The 20,573-nt window shown below is 44.2% G+C and carries 31 protein-coding genes; 20 read left to right on the plus strand and 11 right to left on the minus strand.

The features are described 5' to 3' along the window. Both AACX38_RS05900 and AACX38_RS05905 read left to right on the plus strand, forming a co-directional pair. The coding region (locus AACX38_RS05900; RefSeq protein ID WP_304957156.1) for a glycosyltransferase family 8 C-terminal domain-containing protein at positions 1 to 320 on the plus strand (320 nt) is incomplete at its 5' end. A gap of 412 nt (positions 321 to 732) precedes the next feature. After that, positions 733 to 1,050: a phage tail fiber protein gene (locus tag AACX38_RS05905; RefSeq protein WP_228863728.1), complete on the plus strand. Its 318-nt coding sequence runs from the start codon at positions 733 to 735 to the stop codon at positions 1,048 to 1,050. Positions 1,051 to 1,076: 26 nt separating this feature from the next. On the opposite strand, the gene AACX38_RS05910 is transcribed toward AACX38_RS05905, so the two are convergent. The 4 genes from AACX38_RS05910 to AACX38_RS05925 form a co-directional block, all read right to left on the minus strand. Then, the gene (locus tag AACX38_RS05910; RefSeq protein WP_228863729.1) at positions 1,077 to 1,517 is read right to left on the minus strand and encodes a hypothetical protein; all 441 of its coding nucleotides are present in this window, start codon (positions 1,515 to 1,517) and stop codon (positions 1,077 to 1,079) included. Between the two features lie 6 nt (positions 1,518 to 1,523). Continuing rightward, positions 1,524 to 1,772 carry a hypothetical protein gene (locus AACX38_RS05915; RefSeq protein ID WP_228863730.1) on the minus strand — a complete coding sequence of 83 codons (249 nt, stop codon included), beginning with the start codon at positions 1,770 to 1,772 and terminating at the stop codon, positions 1,524 to 1,526. A 421-nt stretch (positions 1,773 to 2,193) separates the two neighbouring features. Continuing rightward, positions 2,194 to 3,225 (minus strand): phage integrase, encoded by a 1,032-nt coding sequence (locus AACX38_RS05920; protein ID WP_228863731.1) that lies wholly within the window; start codon positions 3,223 to 3,225, stop codon positions 2,194 to 2,196. Between the two features lie 132 nt (positions 3,226 to 3,357). Next, positions 3,358 to 3,699, minus strand: coding sequence for a helix-turn-helix domain-containing protein (locus AACX38_RS05925; RefSeq protein WP_228863732.1), 342 nt, complete (start codon positions 3,697 to 3,699; stop codon positions 3,358 to 3,360). Between the two features lie 367 nt (positions 3,700 to 4,066). On the opposite strand from AACX38_RS05925, the gene AACX38_RS05930 reads away from it, so the two are divergent. Both AACX38_RS05930 and AACX38_RS05935 read left to right on the plus strand, forming a co-directional pair. After that, positions 4,067 to 4,402 (plus strand): type II toxin-antitoxin system RelE/ParE family toxin, encoded by a 336-nt coding sequence (locus tag AACX38_RS05930; RefSeq protein ID WP_228863733.1) that lies wholly within the window; start codon positions 4,067 to 4,069, stop codon positions 4,400 to 4,402. Positions 4,403 to 4,413: 11 nt separating this feature from the next. Continuing rightward, a complete protein-coding gene (locus AACX38_RS05935) occupies positions 4,414 to 4,704 on the plus strand; it encodes a helix-turn-helix domain-containing protein (RefSeq protein WP_228863734.1) in 291 nt (96 codons plus the stop codon). Between the two features lie 55 nt (positions 4,705 to 4,759). On the opposite strand, the gene AACX38_RS05940 is transcribed toward AACX38_RS05935, so the two are convergent. The 4 genes from AACX38_RS05940 to AACX38_RS05955 are packed head-to-tail and all read right to left on the minus strand — an operon-like array spanning position 4,760 to position 6,264. Continuing rightward, complete coding sequence (locus AACX38_RS05940) at positions 4,760 to 4,921, minus strand: hypothetical protein (protein ID WP_228863735.1); 162 nt, start codon at positions 4,919 to 4,921, stop codon at positions 4,760 to 4,762. 42 nt (positions 4,922 to 4,963) lie between these two features. Continuing rightward, a complete protein-coding gene (locus AACX38_RS05945; RefSeq protein ID WP_228863736.1) occupies positions 4,964 to 5,614 on the minus strand; it encodes a helix-turn-helix domain-containing protein in 651 nt (216 codons plus the stop codon). Next, complete coding sequence (locus tag AACX38_RS05950) at positions 5,580 to 5,930, minus strand: helix-turn-helix domain-containing protein (protein WP_228863737.1); 351 nt, start codon at positions 5,928 to 5,930, stop codon at positions 5,580 to 5,582. Before AACX38_RS05950 ends, AACX38_RS05945 begins: the two co-directional genes overlap by 35 nt. Continuing rightward, complete coding sequence (locus tag AACX38_RS05955) at positions 5,923 to 6,264, minus strand: helix-turn-helix domain-containing protein (RefSeq protein WP_255712015.1); 342 nt, start codon at positions 6,262 to 6,264, stop codon at positions 5,923 to 5,925. The genes AACX38_RS05950 and AACX38_RS05955 overlap by 8 nt, the downstream gene beginning before the upstream one ends. 288 nt (positions 6,265 to 6,552) lie before the next feature. Here AACX38_RS05955 and AACX38_RS05960 point away from each other — a divergent pair, with 288 nt between their 5' ends. Together AACX38_RS05960 and AACX38_RS05965 are read left to right on the plus strand one after the other, a co-directional pair. Then, positions 6,553 to 6,756, plus strand: a complete 204-nt coding sequence (locus AACX38_RS05960; protein ID WP_228863739.1) for a DNA-binding protein — start codon at positions 6,553 to 6,555, stop codon at positions 6,754 to 6,756. 30 nt (positions 6,757 to 6,786) lie between these two features. Then, a complete protein-coding gene (locus AACX38_RS05965; RefSeq protein ID WP_228863740.1) occupies positions 6,787 to 7,308 on the plus strand; it encodes a hypothetical protein in 522 nt (173 codons plus the stop codon). On the opposite strand, the gene AACX38_RS05970 is transcribed toward AACX38_RS05965, so the two are convergent. Next, complete coding sequence (locus tag AACX38_RS05970; RefSeq protein ID WP_228863741.1) at positions 7,259 to 7,465, minus strand: hypothetical protein; 207 nt, start codon at positions 7,463 to 7,465, stop codon at positions 7,259 to 7,261. The two genes, AACX38_RS05965 and AACX38_RS05970, sit on opposite strands and share 50 nt — an antisense overlap. Positions 7,466 to 7,608: 143 nt before the next feature. Between AACX38_RS05970 and AACX38_RS05975 the strand changes: the two genes are divergently transcribed. The 9 genes from AACX38_RS05975 (at position 7,609) to AACX38_RS06015 (ending at position 13,736) form a co-directional block, all read left to right on the plus strand. After that, positions 7,609 to 7,845, plus strand: a complete 237-nt coding sequence (locus tag AACX38_RS05975) for a hypothetical protein (protein ID WP_228863742.1) — start codon at positions 7,609 to 7,611, stop codon at positions 7,843 to 7,845. Between the two features lie 143 nt (positions 7,846 to 7,988). Further along, on the plus strand, positions 7,989 to 8,357 hold the full coding sequence (locus AACX38_RS05980) for a DUF5347 family protein (protein ID WP_228863743.1): 369 nt from the start codon (positions 7,989 to 7,991) through the stop codon (positions 8,355 to 8,357). Between the two features lie 76 nt (positions 8,358 to 8,433). Further along, the gene (locus tag AACX38_RS05985) at positions 8,434 to 8,628 is read left to right on the plus strand and encodes a DUF2732 family protein (RefSeq protein ID WP_228863744.1); all 195 of its coding nucleotides are present in this window, start codon (positions 8,434 to 8,436) and stop codon (positions 8,626 to 8,628) included. Continuing rightward, a complete protein-coding gene (locus AACX38_RS05990) occupies positions 8,621 to 8,842 on the plus strand; it encodes a TraR/DksA family transcriptional regulator (protein ID WP_228863745.1) in 222 nt (73 codons plus the stop codon). The genes AACX38_RS05985 and AACX38_RS05990 overlap by 8 nt, the downstream gene beginning before the upstream one ends. 1 nt (position 8,843) lies before the next feature. Next, the gene (locus tag AACX38_RS05995; RefSeq protein WP_228863746.1) at positions 8,844 to 9,287 is read left to right on the plus strand and encodes a hypothetical protein; all 444 of its coding nucleotides are present in this window, start codon (positions 8,844 to 8,846) and stop codon (positions 9,285 to 9,287) included. Between the two features lie 71 nt (positions 9,288 to 9,358). Further along, positions 9,359 to 11,401: a replication endonuclease gene (locus tag AACX38_RS06000; RefSeq protein WP_228863788.1), complete on the plus strand. Its 2,043-nt coding sequence runs from the start codon at positions 9,359 to 9,361 to the stop codon at positions 11,399 to 11,401. Beyond that, positions 11,398 to 12,342, plus strand: coding sequence for a terminase large subunit domain-containing protein (locus AACX38_RS06005; protein ID WP_228863747.1), 945 nt, complete (start codon positions 11,398 to 11,400; stop codon positions 12,340 to 12,342). The genes AACX38_RS06000 and AACX38_RS06005 overlap by 4 nt, the downstream gene beginning before the upstream one ends. An 18-nt stretch (positions 12,343 to 12,360) precedes the next feature. Further along, a complete protein-coding gene (locus tag AACX38_RS06010) occupies positions 12,361 to 12,564 on the plus strand; it encodes a hypothetical protein (RefSeq protein WP_228863748.1) in 204 nt (67 codons plus the stop codon). Positions 12,565 to 13,262: 698 nt separating this feature from the next. Next, positions 13,263 to 13,736, plus strand: coding sequence for a hypothetical protein (locus tag AACX38_RS06015; RefSeq protein WP_228863749.1), 474 nt, complete (start codon positions 13,263 to 13,265; stop codon positions 13,734 to 13,736). 391 nt (positions 13,737 to 14,127) lie between these two features. On the opposite strand, the gene AACX38_RS06020 is transcribed toward AACX38_RS06015, so the two are convergent. Together AACX38_RS06020 and AACX38_RS06025 are read right to left on the minus strand one after the other, a co-directional pair. Continuing rightward, positions 14,128 to 15,072: a phage portal protein gene (locus AACX38_RS06020; RefSeq protein ID WP_370630604.1), complete on the minus strand. Its 945-nt coding sequence runs from the start codon at positions 15,070 to 15,072 to the stop codon at positions 14,128 to 14,130. A 116-nt stretch (positions 15,073 to 15,188) separates the two neighbouring features. Next, the gene (locus AACX38_RS06025; RefSeq protein ID WP_228863750.1) at positions 15,189 to 16,904 is read right to left on the minus strand and encodes a terminase large subunit domain-containing protein; all 1,716 of its coding nucleotides are present in this window, start codon (positions 16,902 to 16,904) and stop codon (positions 15,189 to 15,191) included. Between AACX38_RS06025 and AACX38_RS06030 the strand changes: the two genes are divergently transcribed. From AACX38_RS06030 to AACX38_RS06050, 5 genes are all read left to right on the plus strand, one after another. Then, complete coding sequence (locus AACX38_RS06030; protein WP_228863751.1) at positions 16,889 to 17,890, plus strand: GPO family capsid scaffolding protein; 1,002 nt, start codon at positions 16,889 to 16,891, stop codon at positions 17,888 to 17,890. The genes AACX38_RS06025 and AACX38_RS06030 overlap by 16 nt on opposite strands. Positions 17,891 to 17,915: 25 nt before the next feature. Beyond that, positions 17,916 to 18,971: a phage major capsid protein, P2 family gene (locus tag AACX38_RS06035; RefSeq protein ID WP_228863752.1), complete on the plus strand. Its 1,056-nt coding sequence runs from the start codon at positions 17,916 to 17,918 to the stop codon at positions 18,969 to 18,971. 50 nt (positions 18,972 to 19,021) lie between these two features. Then, on the plus strand, positions 19,022 to 19,780 hold the full coding sequence (gene gpM, locus AACX38_RS06040; protein WP_228863753.1) for a phage terminase small subunit: 759 nt from the start codon (positions 19,022 to 19,024) through the stop codon (positions 19,778 to 19,780). 99 nt (positions 19,781 to 19,879) lie between these two features. Then, a complete protein-coding gene (locus AACX38_RS06045; RefSeq protein WP_228863754.1) occupies positions 19,880 to 20,371 on the plus strand; it encodes a head completion/stabilization protein in 492 nt (163 codons plus the stop codon). Next, on the plus strand, positions 20,371 to 20,571 hold the full coding sequence (locus AACX38_RS06050) for a tail protein X (RefSeq protein ID WP_228857953.1): 201 nt from the start codon (positions 20,371 to 20,373) through the stop codon (positions 20,569 to 20,571). The genes AACX38_RS06045 and AACX38_RS06050 overlap by 1 nt, the downstream gene beginning before the upstream one ends. Positions 20,572 to 20,573 lie beyond the last annotated feature (2 nt).

Consider the following 20,573-nt stretch of genomic DNA (forward strand, 5'->3'; position numbering starts at 1 on the left):
TACTAAATGTCATATTAAATAATTCTGTGAAATTTTTACCTAAGAAGTATAATTGTTTTTTTAATACTGCAAACTCGTTAATAGAAGATCCGATACTGTTACATTTCGCTAGTAATCCTAAACCATGGAGTGGAATTGCACATAGTAATGAGCTCTATTTGAGATATTATAATAACTCTCCATGGGGGGTTATTAAATTAAAAAAACCTATTGGTTATAAAGAAGCTAAAAAATATGCTAAAGTTTTATTCAAAAATAAAGAGTATTTTTGTGGTATATTTTGGTTTGGTAAATATTTTTTTGGTAAAATATTCCAGTAAGAATGGCTGAACTAGCATAAAAAATGGTACTAATGACCGCTTTTAGCTAATGTCTGACAGTGAGACCTATAATCCTGAAAAATACTATTTAGAACTTGAGGTAGGGAATTAATCTTTCGCTTACCTCAAATATTTCTGCCAATCTTCCAACGTATGATCATTGTTTATACTGCCTGAGAACTTATTGCTTTTCCCAGAACTTGACTCATTTCAATAGGACTAGTTTATACATAGGTTATTGTCATGGATATTTTCTGTTTCATCTTTGTTCTAAGAGTGGTGTATAGAAAGATATCTGAAAAAAGCCTCCCCCTATCATGCAAATCTACCCAACAGGCAAATTGACCACCAACGATAAGGCTGTAGGTCAGTAGTTTCCAGACTCGGCTTCGGTTACTATCAGGTCACTGGCGTGCTGGGCTATAACGCTGATAGGGTATGTGGTGCAAAGAACAACAACGGGCTAGAACTTATCTACATTGATGACAGGGTGAATAAGGACGACAGTATCACGATTGAAACCTTCCACCGCCAGCATAGTCACTTACCGGAACGCTTTCAGAACCAGCGGATAAAAGGCATTGTTAACGGGGAAAAGGCGTACTATGAGGACGGTGAGCCGTGTGATATTCCCGAAGGCTGTCGTTTGGATGTCCGTGTCCAGATGCCAGAGAATTCGGTGTGGAATTTGAGGCAGAGGGAGGTGGCGAATATTGAATTAGCTGAGTAGGGATGGGGAGCAATAGCGGTGTGCCATTACCAAAATTTCCACCACGGTTTTGACTCTCTGAAAGAAAGCCCTTCAGGTGGAATAATAGGCTTTCCCTCCTTATCGATATCATAGCAGTCCTCTCCTTGAACTTTTGCATTTAGCGTTCTGGCAATAGAGTGCATTTTTTTTATCATATGGCTGTCAGGATTCTTGGCGGTAATCATTCCGTCATCCAGCCAAAACCAGCTTGTTATCGACGGATCTGGATGTTGAGTCCAAACAGCCATACTTTCATCCACACAAATAAGTGTTTCGCCATTAGAGAAAAGCGCTTCAGCATAACCATCGAGTCTCATTTCGTCATCCTGATTAATATAATCAATCCATTCTTGCATGGAAATATTGGCTGCTTCGTCAGAATATCGGTCAGGGTCATCGTAATAATCATTCAGATCAACGCGGGTTATGTGTACGTTAAAGCCCATAAATCCTCACTCATCCTGTGTTTGCTTCAAGTACTCTTGCCACTCTTCCCACGCATAATCCGGGTTAATATCCGAGTAGCCTCTTTTTTCATCCATAGCTTGGTTTACCGAAACAGGGCAAACTATACATGTACCATTATCACGAATATCTTCGACTTCCTCTCTGGTCAAAGGAGTCCCTTTTTTATTCTGAGCATGTACAAGGAGTAAGATCAAGGCAGGAACGTATGCCAGTTCTAATTTTTCTTCGTCCATCAATCAAATCTCTGCGTTATTTAAAATAATACCTACAACTCAAAACATCAATATCGTTGTTATGTTTTCAACGTTGACTATTCAATCAAAAATAAATTTTGACTGTTTTTTGTCAATCTGCGAGCGAGAAGAAAAAACCACTGCTGCCAATTTTGCTGCCAAAATATTAGGAATGGATATTAGGATAATATTAGGAATGTGATTTTGATCAAAGAAAAAAGCCACCTTGCGGTGGCCTTTTTTATTCCCGAACTCACTGTTTTATCAGTGGTTTTTAATTTGGTGCCAGGGCGGGACTTGAACCCGCACAGCCTTACAGCCGAGGGATTTTAAAGTTTATGAGTTATTTTGAAATCAATAACTTATTGAAAAATATCAAATTAATCATAACAAATGTATATCAATAAAAATAAATGTGTGTCTACGTCGCCACTTTTTTTGGGGTTTTTCGGGAAATTTTAAGCTTGTCGTAGGGGTTCAATGTGACTGCTGCATCCAAGTGATCTGGTGCGAAGTGTGCGTAACGCATTGTCATCATAATAGTAGTATGGCCCAAGATTTGCTGTAGCACCAAAATATTACCGCCATTCATCATAAAATGTGATGCAAACGTATGTCTGAGGACGTGTGTTCGCTGCCCGGTTGGTAAATCGATAGCTGCTTTTTTTAATGCGCCTTCAAATGCGTCATAGCAATTTGAAAATAAAGCACCACGTTTTTTAGGCAGTAATTCATACAGCTCTTTTGAAATAGGGACGGTTCTATTTTTCTTGCCTTTGGTTTGAGTGAATGTGACCTTGTAAGGCATGACCTGAGATTGAGATAATGACTGCGCCTCTCCCCATCTTGCCCCAGTAGCAAGACAGATGCGCGCGACATATCCCAGATCTTTATTTTTCGATTCATCACACGCGGCAAGAAGTCGCTTTATGTCATCTTCATAAAGAAAGGCCAATTCCTGATCGCCTTCTTTAAACTGACGAACGCCATCAAGCGGGTTTTCTCCTTCCCATTCACCTAACCTTTTTAATTCAGCAAAAACGGAATGCAGGTAAGATTGTTCCCGGTTAAGTGTCGCTTGTTTTGGTGCGGCTTTGCCTTTCGCGTTCCATTTTCCATTAAGACGGTGCTCACGGTAGACCGCAAACATATTTTTATCGAATTCGGTAACGTAAGGATCACCCATTCGTAGGCAAATCGCATCCAGCTTAGATTTTCGTGAGTCACCAGAGTTAAGCATTTTGCCGTGCATTTCATACCAGCGATTAACCAAATCACTTAGTTTTACAGCCTGCTTGATGTTATCTGCTGATATCTCTTTAGGTGCGAGTTTCCGCTCAAAAGCCATTGCTTCGCCTTTGGTTGCGAACTGTTTTCTGATTCGTGGGCCAGTTTTGCCATTGGGATAGCATTCACAAATCCATTTACCAGATGATAATTTTCTAACGGCCATAGTTGATTTTATTGCTCATTTTTTGAAAGTGAATTAAACGGCCAATAACGGGGTTGACCATATGGAAAAACAAAATAGGAAATAAATATTTACAGCCTTAATTGATAAATATAGATCAACTAAGGACTGTAGTTATTTATTCCCTATGCTTTGGATATGTCTTTTGTATGCCAAATCATGGCTAACTGCTGGTAACTTTAAGCGCGACGCCGTATTCATGGCGCGATAGTTTTCTATTATTTCCTGTTCCTCTGCCGATATATTTATAGGTCGAAGCCTGTTCCCTGTAATAATGTAAAGTGTATCAATGCCGTGTTTTGTTAATGCCTGTAAATACACCCCACCCAAAGGAACTTCGTCACGTTCATAACAGATTTGCTGGATAAGCGCATATCCAACCAAACTTGCAAACTCATCCTGGCTTAATCCTAAACGTTCACGTTCCTCTTTTATTCTACTTCCCATTGTGCTCATTAAAGTGTCTCCGACATATTTGGATGTGTATTACTAATGATGTAAAAACAATCAATTAGTGATTGTTAATGTAGCATTGATACACAATTGAAACTTATTCACTGATCACAATTGCAAATAGTTATTATTATGTTTGTTATTTTATATGTCGTTATTTATCAGGATGGTTGAATTTTGTACTAATGGTAAGGTGATTATCATATATTTTTTATCAATAAATCGTAAAAGCTTCACTATACTGATAAAATGAATAATTAGCTTATTGGCTAATTTAGTTTTTGGGCTAATTTGCATTATAGTGCAAGTTAGCTCTTGAGTTAACTTGCACTGTAGTCTAATATCTTGAATGTCAAGAAGGGGTTTTAGAATGTTTGAAATCAAGTTTCATGATGCTTTTAAGGAAGAATTAAAATCACTACCTGATTCTCTGGAACTACGCATGATAGCGTTAATTAAGCGATTAAGGAAAGATCCGACCAGCCTGAGAGAACCGCATTCAAAGCCAATAGGGCGAATCAAAGGATTGTTTGAGCTGAGAGCAAAAGCCAAAGACGGAATAGCCAGAAGTTTTTTTTGTTATACCGCCGGGAAGAAAATCTATCTGTTACGATGCTTTGTGAAAAAAAACAATGCTATTCCCCTGAATGAACTTAGAATAGCAATTGTGCGGAGAAATGAAATGACAGAAGCCTCAAGAGATTAAGAGGAAATACGATGCGTGATGATTTAGATCTCTACATTGAAGAAAGAAAAAAAGAAAATCCCCGGTTTCAAGCCGCGTTAGCGGAAGAAGAGAAAGAGCTTGAATTAGCGATTGAGATGCAGGATATGTTGGCTGAATGGAGAAAAAACGCCGGACTGACCAGTGCTCAGGTAGCTGAAAAAATGGGGATCAAACCACCGACTGTATCAAAAATAGAAAAAAATATCGTTAATGCATCCATCGATACACTCAGGCGTTATGCGCGAGCCTGTGGTGTTAACGATATTCATATATCTTTATAATTCCTTTTCTTTCCGAAAGGCGGGTTAAACTCCCGTCTCATTAGTGCATAGTTCATTAACCATGTTTGTTCTCTGCAAGCTCTTCATCAAGAATATCGTCAATACTTTTTGCAGATACTTTGCCTTCTATCCCTTCATTGATCCGGGTATTCAACAAGGCTTTTAATTCTTGCCATGCCTGATTGCTATCAGTTATATCGATAGTTAAACGACTCATAGCTTATTCCTTATAGATTACCCATAAATTGAACATAGATAATTATTTATCAACGGATAGCTGTGCAAAAGCAGAACTTACGACTTGCAGATTTTCACGATATTTTTCATTCATAGTGCGATAGTGTTCAATCAATTTTTGTTCTTCAACAGTTATTTTGGGCAGGTCTGATTTAATGCCAGTAAGAACATACATAACATCAATTCCAAGATTAACTAATGCAGCCAGATAGTTGGCATCAGGTACTCTTTCGTCGCGTTCATAATATGCCTGAGTACCTCTTGAGCATCCTATTAAGGCTGCGAACTCAGTTTGATTTAGCTTTCTGTGAGAGCGTACTTCTTTTAATCTGGCTCCAATTGTTGACACTTCATGGTTTTTTTGATCACTAATGTCTTCATGATCAATGCTGTTATCATTTTCTCCTGTTGCTAGCCATCCTATAGAACAACCGCTAACATTCGCTATAACTGCTAATCGATCAAGAGATGGGTAGCTTTCGCCATTCAAATAGTTACGTATCATTTTTTCTGACCAACAACATTGTTTAGCAAATGCATTGTTAGACATGCCATTCATCGCTATTTTCAAGCGTTCACCAAATCGGTTTATTTGTTCTTCACTAATAATCTGGTTTGTTTTTTTCTTTAATATCGTGTCACTGTGCTTTTTTACTAGGTGCTGATTGCGCAAAAGAAGCTCCTACAGCTTGCATGTTTAAACGTGATTCTTCATTCATAGCGCGATAATGTTCAATTAATTTTTGTTCTTCGCGTGATATTTCTGTTTGTGGTGTTCTATTTCCTGTCAGTATGTAAAGGACATCACACCCAGCGACTGCAATCTTTTCTAGATACTCAGCATCAGGAGTTCTAGTTCCTTTTTCATAGTTTACCTGTGTTGTAGGTTGAACTCCTCCAACACTGGCAAATTGCACTTGAGTCAGCCTCAATTTTTTTCTTTCTTCTTTTATTCTGCTGCCTATCGTTAATTTATTTATATCATCCATTTTTTACTTTTTTATCAGGTGATGATTGTGCGAAAGCGGTGCCTACCGCTTGCATGTTTACACGTGATTCCTCGCTCATTGCACGATAGTGTTCAATCAATTTTTGTTCTTCAACAGTTATTTTGGGAAGATCTGACTTAATGCCAGTAAGAACATACATAACATCAATTCCAAGATTAGCTAGTGCTGCCAAATACTTAGCGTCAGGTGATCTTTCATTACGTTCATAATAGGCTTGGGCATTTCTTGAGTACCCAACTAAAGCACCAAAGTCTGTTTGATTCAGTCCCATGTTTGAGCGTATTTCCTTTAGCCTTTCCCCAATAGATGTCATAAATTCATTCTCTGTGTTGACATGACCAACATGTTGGTCAATAATAATCAAAACTTAAACTTAGTGGATCACAATATAACATTATGTCACACGATAAACATATTCAACGGTCACGAACGCCGAGGGGTGTAGCCTCTGGAAAGCAAGTTGTAATACGGTTGTCTTTAGAAGAGTACGAAGAATTGGAAGCCTTATCGCTCAAAGAAATCCGTTCTAAATCAAGTTTAGCTCGTATTTATTATTTGGCTGGGAAAAAATCCTCCCAAGTTCAGGTGGAATAAGTCGCTAATGAAAAACATCATTATCAATTATTACGTTGTTTCACCTTACGTTTCGATTGGTAAGTATGCTGAGCTTAGTGGTATTCCAGAAAATACTTGTCGTGCAATGGTTAACAGAGGCGAAATAATCATCCGTCCAAAGCGAGGGGCTAAAGAGAAAATTCAGGTCAATATGATCGCCATGCTGCAAAATGCAATCGAAAATAGTTGAAGTATTTATCCAAAATCAGAGGGTAATAAAATGAAAGCATTAACATCTCTGGAACGCTCAAAACTGCAATTAAATATGATGGCCCGCCTTCATGATGTATTCGGCGATGTCAAAAATGAAGTTGAAATCACGCCTGAGTTTATTCGGGATACGCTGGCGCAGTTTATGCAGATGGCAACGGGGAGTAATTATCATATTGCCGAACCTATCAATGTTAGATTTGGGGAGTTGGGGCAGGATCAAGCTGAATCTTTTGTAGGTTCGGTAAACAAAGCTCTCAATCACGCAAAATCAACAACGTCTGAGTATCCTTTGCGTTATCGCACCTCAGAATCTGAATATGCAATGGGTGCTGCCACAAATACCATTGAATCACTAGAAAGAATAATTGCTGAAGAGTTTAGTCAGTTGAAAGCATCTTATAAGGATAAAGCTTTCATCGGCAAAGTTGGTAGAGATGGCACCCATATAGATGCCACTTTTAAATTTAATAATAAAAAGATTAATTATTCTCTTTCTGGAGAACTTCAGATAGGAAGTTGTGAAGTTTAGCTGCTTGTTCGAGGGAAATATTCAGGCTGAGTTCACTAACGTTAGGAAAGTGCAAGTCTTTGGCAAGTTTGATGTTCAGATGTGCGTGATTATCTTCTCCAAATTTACCGCATGTAAGGCCATCAGCAAAAATAACAGGAATTTTTTTATCAGACATTTTAGTTCCTTTTTATAGGGTGGTTGATGCTTTTGCCTGAGTCTCCTCTCATAGAAACAGCAGGCGTAAAAATAATACCACAATACCCTGAGCCGAACAGGGGTAAAAGTCGGCAACATAATAATAACTAAGAGGTAATCAATATGCGAAATGTGATGCCAACACCAGTGGAATTAAATAAGGGCAGAATCAAATTCGGTACATTATTAGTTCGTCCATTACGAACGAGCGTTGTTTCATTGTGCCCACGTTATCAGGTTGAAGATGGCGAACATTGTCACGGCCAATTTGATTCTCGTAGTGAAGCCTTAAGATATTGTTGGCAATTATACAGGATAAAATTTCATGAACGAATTAAAGAGGGTGCAGCACAAATATAAAGTTAGTAGTAAAGACTTTTTTAATATCAAAGTCAAAAGCAGTAATTATAAAAAAGAAAGCCCATTGATGATGACATTTGTTTCAATTGGGTTAGCGACAACAATATTAACCCCATTATTATCCATATTGTAAAGGTGATGCTATGGCTAATACTGAACCGTTCCGCACTGTATCACAGACAGTCGATGAAAGAATTGACGGCATGAATCATACAGCTAAAGCCCATGCCATTATCTTTAAGTTGTCTAAAAAAAATGGCGAGTTAAACGGTCAACTGGCTGATTTTATCGACATGATGCGCGATCGCAGTAATAACAGAGTCCGAAATAATGAACGGGTATTACATTTAATATTCCATTTGGCAGGATTTGATAAATCGCAGTTTAATAACAAACTTAAAGATTTCACTATTGAAGAACAGCGTTCATTAATTTCTGCTATTCATCAATTTAAAGCGGTTGCTGCTGAATTGCCAGATAAATTAATAATGCCTGAATTAATATCGCATTAATTTATCGATTCAACTTACTTATATTTATGTGCCAACGCACAGGATTTTTTATTACCTAAAAAAAGGAAACAGAAAAATGGAAATAGAACAATTGATAAAAATAAATAGGGCAGATGAGCGTAAGGCATTAGCCGAACGTTCTGCTTCACGTCTGCGGACAATTTCATCTCATGTACGGGCAAAGCAACTGGATTATGTCTCCGTCTGTGAATTGCTGGTCGGTGAAGCGGACAAAATCGAACACGAAGCACAGGAGCTGGAATATGTTTGATGTTATCGATCGCGCTAGCCAATACGCTGATGAAATGCTGGAACGTAAAATCGCAGAGCATGTAAACCGTCCGGTTGGCATTTCAGCTTTTCATTGTGAAGAGTGTGATCGGTCTATCCCTGAACAGCGCCGCAAAGTGATTGCAGGTGTGACTCGTTGTGCGCCTTGTCAGGAAGTGTTCGAACTGAAACAGAAACATTATCGGAGTGTGTGAAATGGCGAATATTCACTTTGTTAATCTTAATGAAACTGATTTCTCCACCATTATAAGTAATAAAAACCATTGTCTTGGTGTGTTAGATAGTTGTTGCGAAGAAATTGAGGTCGAAACACTCGATAGATTAAACAAACTCTTTATTGTCAGATGCGTGGGTATCGAGAATATTTTTGATAATCAAAATATACCGACCAACTGCAAAAAAGGGGACTATGTCGTACTTTCTCAAGAGGGCGGATATGATTGGCTTGATGATCTCGAACGCAGAATTACTGTAATAATTGATGAAGTTCATTATTTTCAGAGTGGGTTAGATAGTCTCAGTGAAATTAATATTTCATTTTATGAATATTCATTATTAACGCCTGAATATTTTTTTTATGAGGGTGCTAATGAGAATGCACATCAGGCATGCAGTTCAGTATCTGCAGGGGTTTGTTAGTGAACCCCGCACCAGTATCCAGCGGCGCACAATCCAAACCGCGCCGCCAATACAGCAAATTCCAGCCAGAGATGCCAAATATAGCCACTCTGGCTGAGCGCGTTATATGGGAAGTAAACCCTGATGATTACACATGGTGTCAGCAATACTTAGGGCACCTGCCAGATTCGTTGGCAATTTATTTCGCTAAACGTTATGCCAACATTTTCAAGCAGTCTGGCCACGAAGGTCGTCGCCGTGCTAATACGTTTTTACGACAGTTTAGTAAGAACGTATTACCACGGTTCAATCTGGTCAACGAACAGTATCAGTTTCAAAGTCTGGCCGTCGGTGCTACGCCTTTTCCTTTTATTGAACAACTCGACCGTCTTTCCACATTCGGCCGTAAAGAGATACGGTCACTGGCACAGGATGTTTCACGCTATATATCTGACAGCTATGAACAATATGTCAGTCAATTACCGACGCCCGACAATGAAGAAGATGGGCGCAGCCAGTTAATTCATGTTTATACCCGACTGGCAAAATTAACTCAGCAGGTCGGAACTACCGCACCTTATTCACAGCAATTTTCCAAAGGCCGCTCTTTACCCATCGACGATCAGTTATGTGCGGGCTTGTTACGCATGATGTCTGATCAATGGTGGTATGCCCGCTTAAAGCGTATGCGTGATATTCGGGCTGAACATATGGCCATTGCCGTCGGTCAGGTACAAAAGGTGGCTTCCTCATATGTCTCTCGCAAGACGCTACAGGAGTGGACAGAACAAAAACGCCGTAACTGGGAATTCCTGCAAGAATTCGAGCTGGAAAATGAAGAAGGTGAACGGGTTTCATTAACCGATAAAGTTTTGGGCAGTATTGCAAACCCCGCCGTTCGCCGTTGTGAACTGATGATCCGTATGCGTGGCTTTGAAGATTTAGCCAATGAAATGGGCTGTGTTGGTGATTTTTACACTATCACTGCCCCTTCTAAATATCACTCGGCACACAGTGGCGGTGGTTTTGTGAAGAACTGGAACGGAGCAAGTCCACGCGATACGCAAAAATATTTATGCAGTGTTTGGGCGAAAATTCGTGCTGCTTATTCTCGTGCAGGAATTAGTACTTTCGGTTTTCGTGTGGTTGAGCCCCATCATGATGGCACACCACACTGGCACCTATTGCTGTTTATGCAGCCTGAGCATGTCGAAGAAATGCGCGAGATTATACGGGAATATGCAACGCAGGAAGACGCCCACGAATTAAACAGCGAGGATGCACGTAATGCCCGTTTTCTGGTGAAACCGATTGATCCAGAAAAGGGTAGTGCCACAGGTTACATTGCAAAATATATCTCAAAGAACATTGATGGTTATGCATTGGATAATGAAGTAGATAGCGAATCAGGGGAAAGCCTGAAAGATATGTCACGCTCGGTTTCCGCCTGGGCGAGCCGCTGGCGCATTCGTCAGTTCCAGCAGATTGGCGGTGCGCCGGTTTCAGTCTGGCGTGAGCTGCGTCGCCTAAGTGGTGATGAGCAGATTTTACCTGATGAGGATATGGATAACGTCCGTTTTGCGGCAGATATCGGCAACTGGTCAGCCTATACCGAATTTCAGGGCGGGGCATTGGTTGCCCGTAAAGATCTCACTGTTCGCCTTGCCTATGAAGTGACTGAACAAGGCAATGTCTACGGTGAAGATGTTCAACGTATCTCTGGTATTTACTCGCCCCGTCTGGGCGAGTGCTCTTCTTTTATTACCCGTACAGTGAAATGGAAGATTGTTCCTAAATCCAGCTCCGCATCTGCGGGCGAGGGTTTGGCTTTTGACCCTGTTTTTTCTTCCTCTTGGAGTTCTGTCAATAACTGTACGGAGGCACGAAGGACGATTAACGAGGATAAAGGTTTAGTGGAAAAAGTTATCGATTATGCGGATTCAATCGGCATGGATTTTAGCCGATTGATGGCGCAGTCATTAATCAGTAGCGGAAAAATTAGCATAGGAGAACAGCCATTTAAGTTATGGACTAATGGCAGTTTTATTCCTATGGAGTCGGAACGGCAGAAAACGGCGCGCCACGATGGGTTATTAACACGGGTAACAACTCTTAGAGAAATGAGGAAACTATGAAACTCGATTTAGGTAAATACGTGATCACATCCGATAGACGTTTATTAACGTTGAATAAAAAAAGCATCATCAAAATGGGGAAAAACGCTGGTCAGGAATCGCTGACTCCATTGCATTATTACACCCAGTTATCGGATTTAATCCCTGATGTGATGAGAAGGGGCGTAGAGGGCAATGAAATAAAAATCTTACAGCAACTCAGTGAACTAATTGAGAAAAATAGCGGAAAATCTGGCAGCGAGGATAGCGCAATGATCACTTTAAATTTAACCCCAGAAATCGTTAATAACATCAATCATCAATTTGAGTCAGGTTTGTTTGTCTGGCAGCAACGCTGGAAAGCCAATCAGCATCATCGCAATCGCTTTTTGCATAAATGCCGCCAGATAGGTGCTGATTATTATTTCGTACTGGAAGCGTTAAATGATGCTTGTCGGACAGGGCGGAATAAGTTTTTTCTGTCCAACAAGGAATTTTTGCCGTTTTTTGTTCGCTACCTTGCGCAGTATTTCCCAAATCAACAAACCTATTTAATCGAAAATGCCGAAGATATTCATGGGGTAAGGCTCAGCAATGGCACTGAAATCCGCTTTGTGCATGAAAATAGCCATGTTACTGCTTTGTGTGGCGATGTGTATGTGTCAGAGTGGGCTTGGTCGGATAATCCCGTTCAGTTGGTGCTATTAGCCCTGAGTCTGTCAATGCATGAAAAATGGCATAAAACGTTTTATTCTTCCCGATGTTCAGGGGATAACGGCGAGGAGACTTATAAGCGCTTTTTTACCCTGAATCGCGTTTTTAGTGAGCCCGCTTTTTTCGATACAGTGACGTTGTTTGATTTTGCTGAAAGCCGCTGGAATGAAGAACAACTTCGTCAGAATCGGTCACAACAGGAATTTGAAGAGCTGTATTTGTGTCGCCTGCCTCATCCACGCTGGTAATCAGAGAGAATGAACACAATGGCTAAATCCCTCGTAGAACACAAAGTCGCCACTATCAATGCCAGCTTCCCGCTGGCGTTACTTGCTAGGGCCGTTGCCCATATCTCCAATATCTTGAAATGCCGGCAAATGCCCACAAAAGTATTGCATCATATTTGGAAAAATGAGCTTGGTTATCATCAATCCATCTATCATATTGAAACAAATAAATATGTTGCCTAGATGGAGGTGTCAATCCTACATAACTCAAAGTTCCATCATAATTATAAGATAGGTGTAAATGCGGAAGTGTACTTCTATGACTTGAACTATTTTGGCTCGCTGAAAAATAAAGGTCATTACCTGAATCATGAGGCCAATCCCAATCTCTTCCTTCTCGCCTTTCGCAGAAACAAAAATTATCTACAGATGTATGATACATAATAAATCCTGATTATTGTGAGTTAATATGTATAATTTTTGTTTATATTTTAAGCTAAGATTCGGTTTTTTTTTGTGACGTTCAATGCACATTAGTATAATGTCTTTTCTATCAGCATTGATTTGGACAACTATCTTCTAAATAGCTGAATGTCGCTGATTGAGCGGCTTTTAATTGAAGTGTGTTATTTATTCTTCTGTAGTGGAATGGCAAGGTTACAAAGGGGTTACTTTGTGGTTACGTGTAACGGTTGTAACGCTTTTCCGAAGAGGTGGGGAAATCGGCTGCCGTGTTCAGCCTTTCTTTTGTCTGTTGATAGGCTGGTATGAGGTGAAAGTGTGATTTCTTGATATGGCATATGATATCAGAAGTATAAACGAATGTACGATTTCTAGGCAAAGAGAGCACTTATCTGATTGAATTAGAAGTATATGCTTATTACTCGCAATTTAGTTCATGAATAAACGATTCTTAATACAATCTGTTAAGGAGTAGTATCGTGAATAGTAATATGGCTATTAGTAAATTAATTAGAGAACTTGCTAGCTTAGTAATTGAGCCCAACAAAGAAGAGCCTCATCCAGAAGCCGCAGACAATGAAATGTATGAGCTACGGTTTAGTTTAACCGATAGTGGTAAGTACGTATTAATAAATATGTCAGATCAAACAGAAACCATACCACATAGGCTATATGTTTTTGTCAATCGTATAGATGAGCCCGGAATTATTCGTATGGCAAAATGTCCAGATCACGGACACACATCGTTAACTTACCATCGTTATCTAAATAGGCAGGAGATTAGGACTGTTGAAAATATAGCGGTCTATTATGCAGGTACTGCTAGATTTGAACATGGTGTGTTGGAGTGGTGGGATAATTATAGCGGTCACTATCGGCCTGACTCTGATTTATCTAGAAATTTTATACCTTATATTCGTCGACTTTTACCACAACATTTATTTAAAGAATGAGGTTAATTGGACGCTGTCAATTAAGTGGATTTCTCCGCTTGAAATTTGTCTTACAATTCTTCACAAAATTGCACAATTTTTCTTGCCATTCCAACCCCACACAAGACCTGTCCCGGTAAGATCTCCCCGCCGATGCACAACTGCACAAAAACACGCCCTTTTTGTGTGCGGGCGAGGCGGGGGAACCAGCGCGTGCAAAGGGGGTGGAGAGACTCATTTTCTCAGGAAGCGTGACAATCAGAAACAGTGCCATGACATTGCATCCATGCGCCACTACAGCGCATTGGGCTTGTCAGTCAGGTAATGCGATGGAAAATAAAGAAAAACGCACACAGGGCGATTGAGTGAGGATACTCAGCGCCGTGTGCGTAAATAGAATAAGTTGGGATGATTATGACTTGCCCGTCAGGGCATCCAGTAACGCATAAGGCGCAAAGCGTACCACTTCCTGCCCCACCCAATCGTTAACCGATTTCAGGCTCTCCATAATGGGCGTGAGTTCATTGATAGCAAACACTTTTGCGGCTTTCTCCACATCACCGAAGTTACCGCCGTTTGACGGGGAAAAGCCCATCAGTTGTGGCGGAACGCGGTGCATGGCAAGCAGATCATCGCGGGTCGCTTCCTTGATATTAGTAAACTCATCCTTAGCGCTGATCTGGCTGAAGGGCAGGATTTGCAGGCCGTCTTTCTTGCCGTTGGCCGCATATACGAACAGGTTCTTGAAAGCGCCATCCCGCCGGGATTTTTGCAGGGAGGCTTTCAGGTTATCGACACCTTTCGGATCGGCCAGTGGGTCGGTCAGGTAGACAATTACCCCAGCATGACTGCCGTTTTCGTAATAGTTCATGCGAAAGGTGGTGGCGGAACGGTTCAGGTTAGCCGACAGCAATCCCGCCAGATATTCCGGCAGCCCGTAAATTTCCTGATGAATATCCGGGTTCATCAGGTGGAACAAACTGTCTGGCCGGAATTCAAATTCTTTGTTCCAGCTTTCCGCAAACCAGTACCGGCCGGCTTTTTCGCCCCGGCGGGTATATTTGGCCGGCGCGTGTTTCAGCGTTAACAATCCGCCCAGCCGGTGAGTGCGCCGTTCCAGATACGCATTCCCGAACACCAGATAATCCAGCACATACGCGGCCATATCCTGTCGGGACAAACACGGGTGCGGGACAAAACAACTCATGATCACATTACGTTTAAAATACAACGGGGACTGGTGATAGACCGCCGATGAGAACGCCCGCGCCAGCCCGTAAAAATCAATCGGGGTTTCATACCAGCGGCCATTTTTGGCACACTCCATGCAATCCAGTAAGTCTCCGGCGGACGTCATCGGCGTGGGGGTATCAAAGGTAAATGCGGCGCATTGGGCTGCGCCGTCAGGTAGGTTCGCTCTGGGGTCGTTCGCTGTGTCAGGCCGGGTTTCAGCCGGCAGAAAAGTCTTCATGGTTAAAACTCCGTAACAAAAGAGGTATACCCGCCGGAGTCGCTTGATATCGGCTCTCCATGCAGCACATTCATGACGGCCCACGCAATATCACCGTGATCAATGCCGCGTGTCCGGTCAGCGTCGTAAGTCACTACACCGCCCTGAGTAATAATTTTCTTGATGGACATAAACGAGGTGGCGACCTGTTTCATACCCGCATCATATTCAAACCGGCCGGAGCGGATCAGCATCTGGGCTTTCATGACCAGCATCCGTTTCAGCGGCGCGGAATATTTCAGTAAGGTGGCGGCGGGGAAGAACTTACATACCAGCTCATGTACTGCTTCCCCCGTTCCGCCGGTGCCATCAATGACGATGCCCAGCACATGGTAGCGTGCGGTCAGTCTGCGTATTTCATCGGCCTGTTTCTCAAACGCCATCCCGCGAAATTGCAAAGCCTCAATCACCCGCCACTTACCGCCACTAACAGCAGGCGGTGACATAACCACCAACCCCAGCCCGTCACCGTTGCCGCCGGTGCCGGTCGGGTCTGCACCGATATAGATGCCTTTGTGTCCCAACGGGCGCGGGGCGTAAGGTTGCCAGTCCGGCCAGACTTCCTTGCTGTAACCGTCAACCCCGCATTTAATGACCTCGTTATAGTCAAAGGCCCGTTCGCCCGCTCTGACAAAGATACAGCGATACAGGTTGTCAAAATCAGCCGGGCTGTTTTCACTCTCGATTTCATCCAAATCAACCCGATCCAGCCCCAGCGCGATAGCATCATGGATGGTAACAATCTGCCGCCAGATGTTATCTCCGCACAGCACGCCGGGTTGTAAAGTGGCGTGTCGGGTATCAATCGAAATCTGTTTCTTATTGGGTCGGGATTGATTGAAAAAATCGCCTGTCCAGAACGGGTAGGCTTTGTGCTCTTCACTGGACGGCGTGGAGAAATAAGTCCGCCTTAGTCCGATATGGGTCGCCATCCCGGCAGCTACTTTACGCAGGTTAAGAAAATTACTGACCCAGAAGAACTCATCGAAATAGAGATCACCGGTATAGGATTGCGCCGATGCCGCTGACGTACCGAGAAAATAGAGCGTAGCGCCATTGGATAAAATAATCTCGTCCCCGCCCTTGAGTTCAACCCCAACCTGACGGGCGACAATCTGGATGAACTTTTTGAACTGGAACGCTTGTGCGCGGCTGGCGGACAGGAATATCTGGTTATTGCCGGTTTCCAGAGCCGTGATCAATGCTTCGCGGGCAAAGTACCACGTCGCCCCAATCTGGCGCGATTTTAATATCATGCGGTTGCGTCGCTCTTTCTGCTTGTACCAGCGTTTCTGGTATTCAAACAGGGATTCATACACCATCGCGCGCAGTTCCGTGATTTGCTCTTCAGTGAAATGATTCTTCGGCGTCTTCGCCTTTTTCGTACTCTCTTTTTTCTCTTCATGGCGATCAAAGCGTTGTAACTGGCGGTAGAAAAAATCCAGTGTCTTAAAGTCGTGCGGGGTCAGGGCATCTTTTGCCTGCATCCGTAAGATTTTGACATGCAGATCATCACTCACCCGCTCAATGGGGTGCGCGTCATCCCATTTATCCCGCCGCCGCCAGGAATAAAGGGTGTTCACACTGACGCCGAGGCGCTTCGCAATCTGCGCCACGCTGTAGGCTTGCCAGTATAAATTTTTGGCTTCTTGTCTGGGATCGTGTGCTGTCGTTTTCATGGTGCTTACTTTCCCACAACCCGCGCGCGGACTGCCATACCTGCCCTCTGTCACCGAGCCGTGACACGGCGAAGGCTTTGAGTAAAACGCCGCTGACTGCCAACATAGTCCTATCAACCGAAAATGGCTTGTTGGAGAAAGCAACCATGCCAAAAACCATTAAATTAACGGTCTGTACCGAGGGAATGACGCTGAACGGGTTTGCCGTCTCCCGCGAACAGATCCAGCAGATGGCAGAAAGCTATAACCCGCGTTTGTATGCCGCGCGTCTGAATCTGGAACACATCAAAAGCCCGTACCCTGACAGCACGTTCCGCCAGTTTGCGCTGGTGCAGTCTGCCCGTGCCTACGAAATTAAAGACGGCCCGTTACAGGGCAAGCTGGCATTGGAAGCGACGGTTGAACTGGATGAAGAGAAAGATGCGCCGCTTATCAGGCTGAACCAGAGCGGGCAGAAGATTTTTTCCAGCATTGAGTTTTATTCACGTTTTCCCCAGACCCAAAGCGCTTATCTGACCGGCATTGCGCTGACCGATACCCCTGCCGCTGTCGGGACGGAATTAATCAGGCTGAGTGTGCAGGAACGCGGCCTGCCGAGCAGTGATGATCGCTATTTATCGGCATCACTGGAAACGATGGTCGAATCTCTGGCAAACACCGAACCGAACCCGACCGAGGATAAATCCATCGGCGAAAAGTTTGTTTTATCGGTGAAAAAGGCACTGGGGCTGCACCGTGAACACAGTAACGCTGAGATCAGTACGTTACGTGAAATGGTGCAGTTAACCGCAGAGAAATGCGGTGAGGCCTTAAATCAGGGGCAGAAATTGTCAGCGTTAGAAGCAACCTGCGCCAGTCAGTCAGAACAACTCACGCAACTGACCACTGAACTCAGCACGCTGAAAAACCAGCTCAGCCAGCAGGATGATTCTTCGGTACATCGACCGGGCGCGAGCGGTTCAACCCACGTGTTGGCTGAATATTAATTGATTGCTTACAGGAATTTTATCTATGTCACTCAGTAACGAAGGGCGTCAGGAATATCTGTCCTACCTTGACCAGCAAGGCAAATTGAACGGGGTTAAGCGTGAGGGCGACCATATTCAGTTGACGGTGGCGCCGGCTGTCCAGCAGAAACTGGAAGCGGCCAAGATGGAAAGTAGCCCCTTTCTGAAAGAAATCAACTCCTATGGCGTGATTGAACAGGAAGCAGAGAAAATTGGTGTCGGTGTTCATCGCACCATTGCCAGCCGCAATACGTCGACCACCGATCGCCGCGAGCCGGTCAGCGTCCATGATTTGGTCGGAAATCGCTATCGCTGCGAACAGACTAACTTTGACACCTACATTGGTTATACCCAACTGGATGCGTGGGCCGGTCACCCGGAATTTCAGAAGCTCATCAGTCAGCAGATTGTCCAGCAAGAGGCCAATGACCGTCTGATGATTGGTTTTAACGGCACGTCCGTGGCGGTGAAATCCGATCGGGAGAAAAACCCGCTGTTACAGGATGTCAATATCGGTTGGTTGCAGCGCCTGCGCAATCATGCGCCGCAGAGAGTGATGAGCGGTATCACGCTGACCCGTCGTGATGAGGACGGAAAAATCCTCCAGAAAGGGGACTACGGTAACTATGATTCGGTGGTGTATGACGCGGTGACCTCGCTGTTAGATCCGTGGCATCAGAGTGCGCCCGGCCTGATCGCCATCACCGGTTCACGCCTGACCACACAGAAGAACTTCCGCATCCTGAATCAGCACAGCCAGCATAACCCGAATATGGAACTGTTGGCAGGCAATGAGCTGATGAAACTCAGTACATTAGGCGGTTTGCCGGTCTTCCGTGCGCCGTTCTTCCCGGACGGGGCAATCCTGATCACCACCTTTAAAAACCTGTCGCTTTACTGGCAGAAAGGCAAATACAACCGCTACATCAAAAATGAGCCGGAATATAACCGTATTGCCACCTATGCCCAGAGTAATGACGGGTATGTCATTGAAGATTACGGCCTGAGTTGCCTGATTGAAGGGATTTCGTTTGCGGGTGCCGAAGGCAGCGCGGACTAAACCACAGTTTCCGGTGTCGGGTCTTTCCGGCATCGGGTCAAGGGGGAAGGATGCTGACACCGGCACAAGAACACTGGCAGCGAACAATGGCGGCCCGCCGTGGCGATGAACAGATGTCATCGGCCACGCTGACGGCCTATGAACAGATATTGCACCGCTTACGCATTGATCAGACGCGGCTGTCTGGCCTGCAAGGCACAGAGCGAAAAATTGCCTATAAAGGCGAGGTGATAGCCGCCTATGACAGTTGGATTGATGGCGTATTAAAGGCCGATACCGGGCAGGCTGATGAAGTGCTGACGCATATCATGATCTGGCAAATTGATATCGGCCACTATGAGAGAGCATTGACACTGGCTGAATATGTTATTCGTCACAACCTGCCACTGCCCGATCGCTATCACCGGACGGTGGGGCCGTTATTGGTGGATGAGATTTGCGATAAAGCCCTGACCATTTTTGCCGCCGGTAATGAGGCTATTGCACCGATATCGCTGACTATTCTGGAATGGCTCTTTGTCTTGGTTGAGCCGCTGGATATGCCGAATCAGGTCAGAGCCAAACTGCTTAAAACGCTGGCGTATACCCTGCGAAAAAGTTCGCAGCAGGCTGATAAAGAACGGGCGTTGTCACTGATGCAACAGGCGTTGTTGTTGTTCGCCAATATCGGGGTCAAGAAAGATATCGAAACCCTGACGCGGGAACTGAAAAAGGCCGAGGATAACACGGCACCGCCGAAGCCCGGCGCGACAGATAAGAAACCGCCCAAAACCAAGACCACAGCGGCGAAGAAAATCGCTTCCCGCTAACCGAATGCACCCCGCGTGCCCGGCGGCACGGTGAACCGAACAGCTTTTACGCCTTGTCCGTTTTTCCGTCCACCGCCGACCTTTTAACAGGTGGAACTGATGAGCTTAGTGGCAACCAAACAGCCCCGACCGATGGATAACCCGCAGGAGTTCAACGATGGCGGCGCAAAAGTGGCGTCTGGCGAATTCTGGCCGGTGATCATGCTGGCTGATTTGCGCAATTCCATGCGTCTGAGTGGGGCCGTGACAACAGCGCGCCTGATGCACATGACGAGTGAAGCGGTACTGTCAGTTAATCAGCAACTGGCGACATGGCAGCATGAGCAGGAAAGCTACGGTGTGATGTCACTGGCAGCGGTGCCATCACCGATCATCAATGACACCACGGCGCATGTGTTCCGTTATCGCCATGCGGTGTACAGCTTCACCAAAGCGCTGCTGATTGAAAACTATCGTGATATCGACACCACGCGCGATGGCGAAAAGCACGCGGAAGCCTTGAGCACACAAATTGATGACCTGCGCCGGGACGGACAGAACGCCATACGGGATATGCTCGGCAAACATCGCATGGTCGCGGAGTTGGTCTGATGCGGGTCAGGGCGTTGCAGGGGGATTCGGTGGATTTACTGTGCTGGCGTCACTATGGCCGCACACAGGGCGTGGTTGAGCAGGTACTGGAAGCAAACCCGGATCTCTGTCTCATCACGCAACTGGCCGCCGGTCAATGGGTGGAGCTGCCGGATATTACCCCACCGCCCAATCAGGACATCATTCAACTATGGGACTGACA

It is taken from the genome of Xenorhabdus sp. PB30.3 (assembly GCF_963895965.1).
GTDB classification, from domain to species: domain Bacteria; phylum Pseudomonadota; class Gammaproteobacteria; order Enterobacterales; family Enterobacteriaceae; genus Xenorhabdus; species Xenorhabdus stockiae.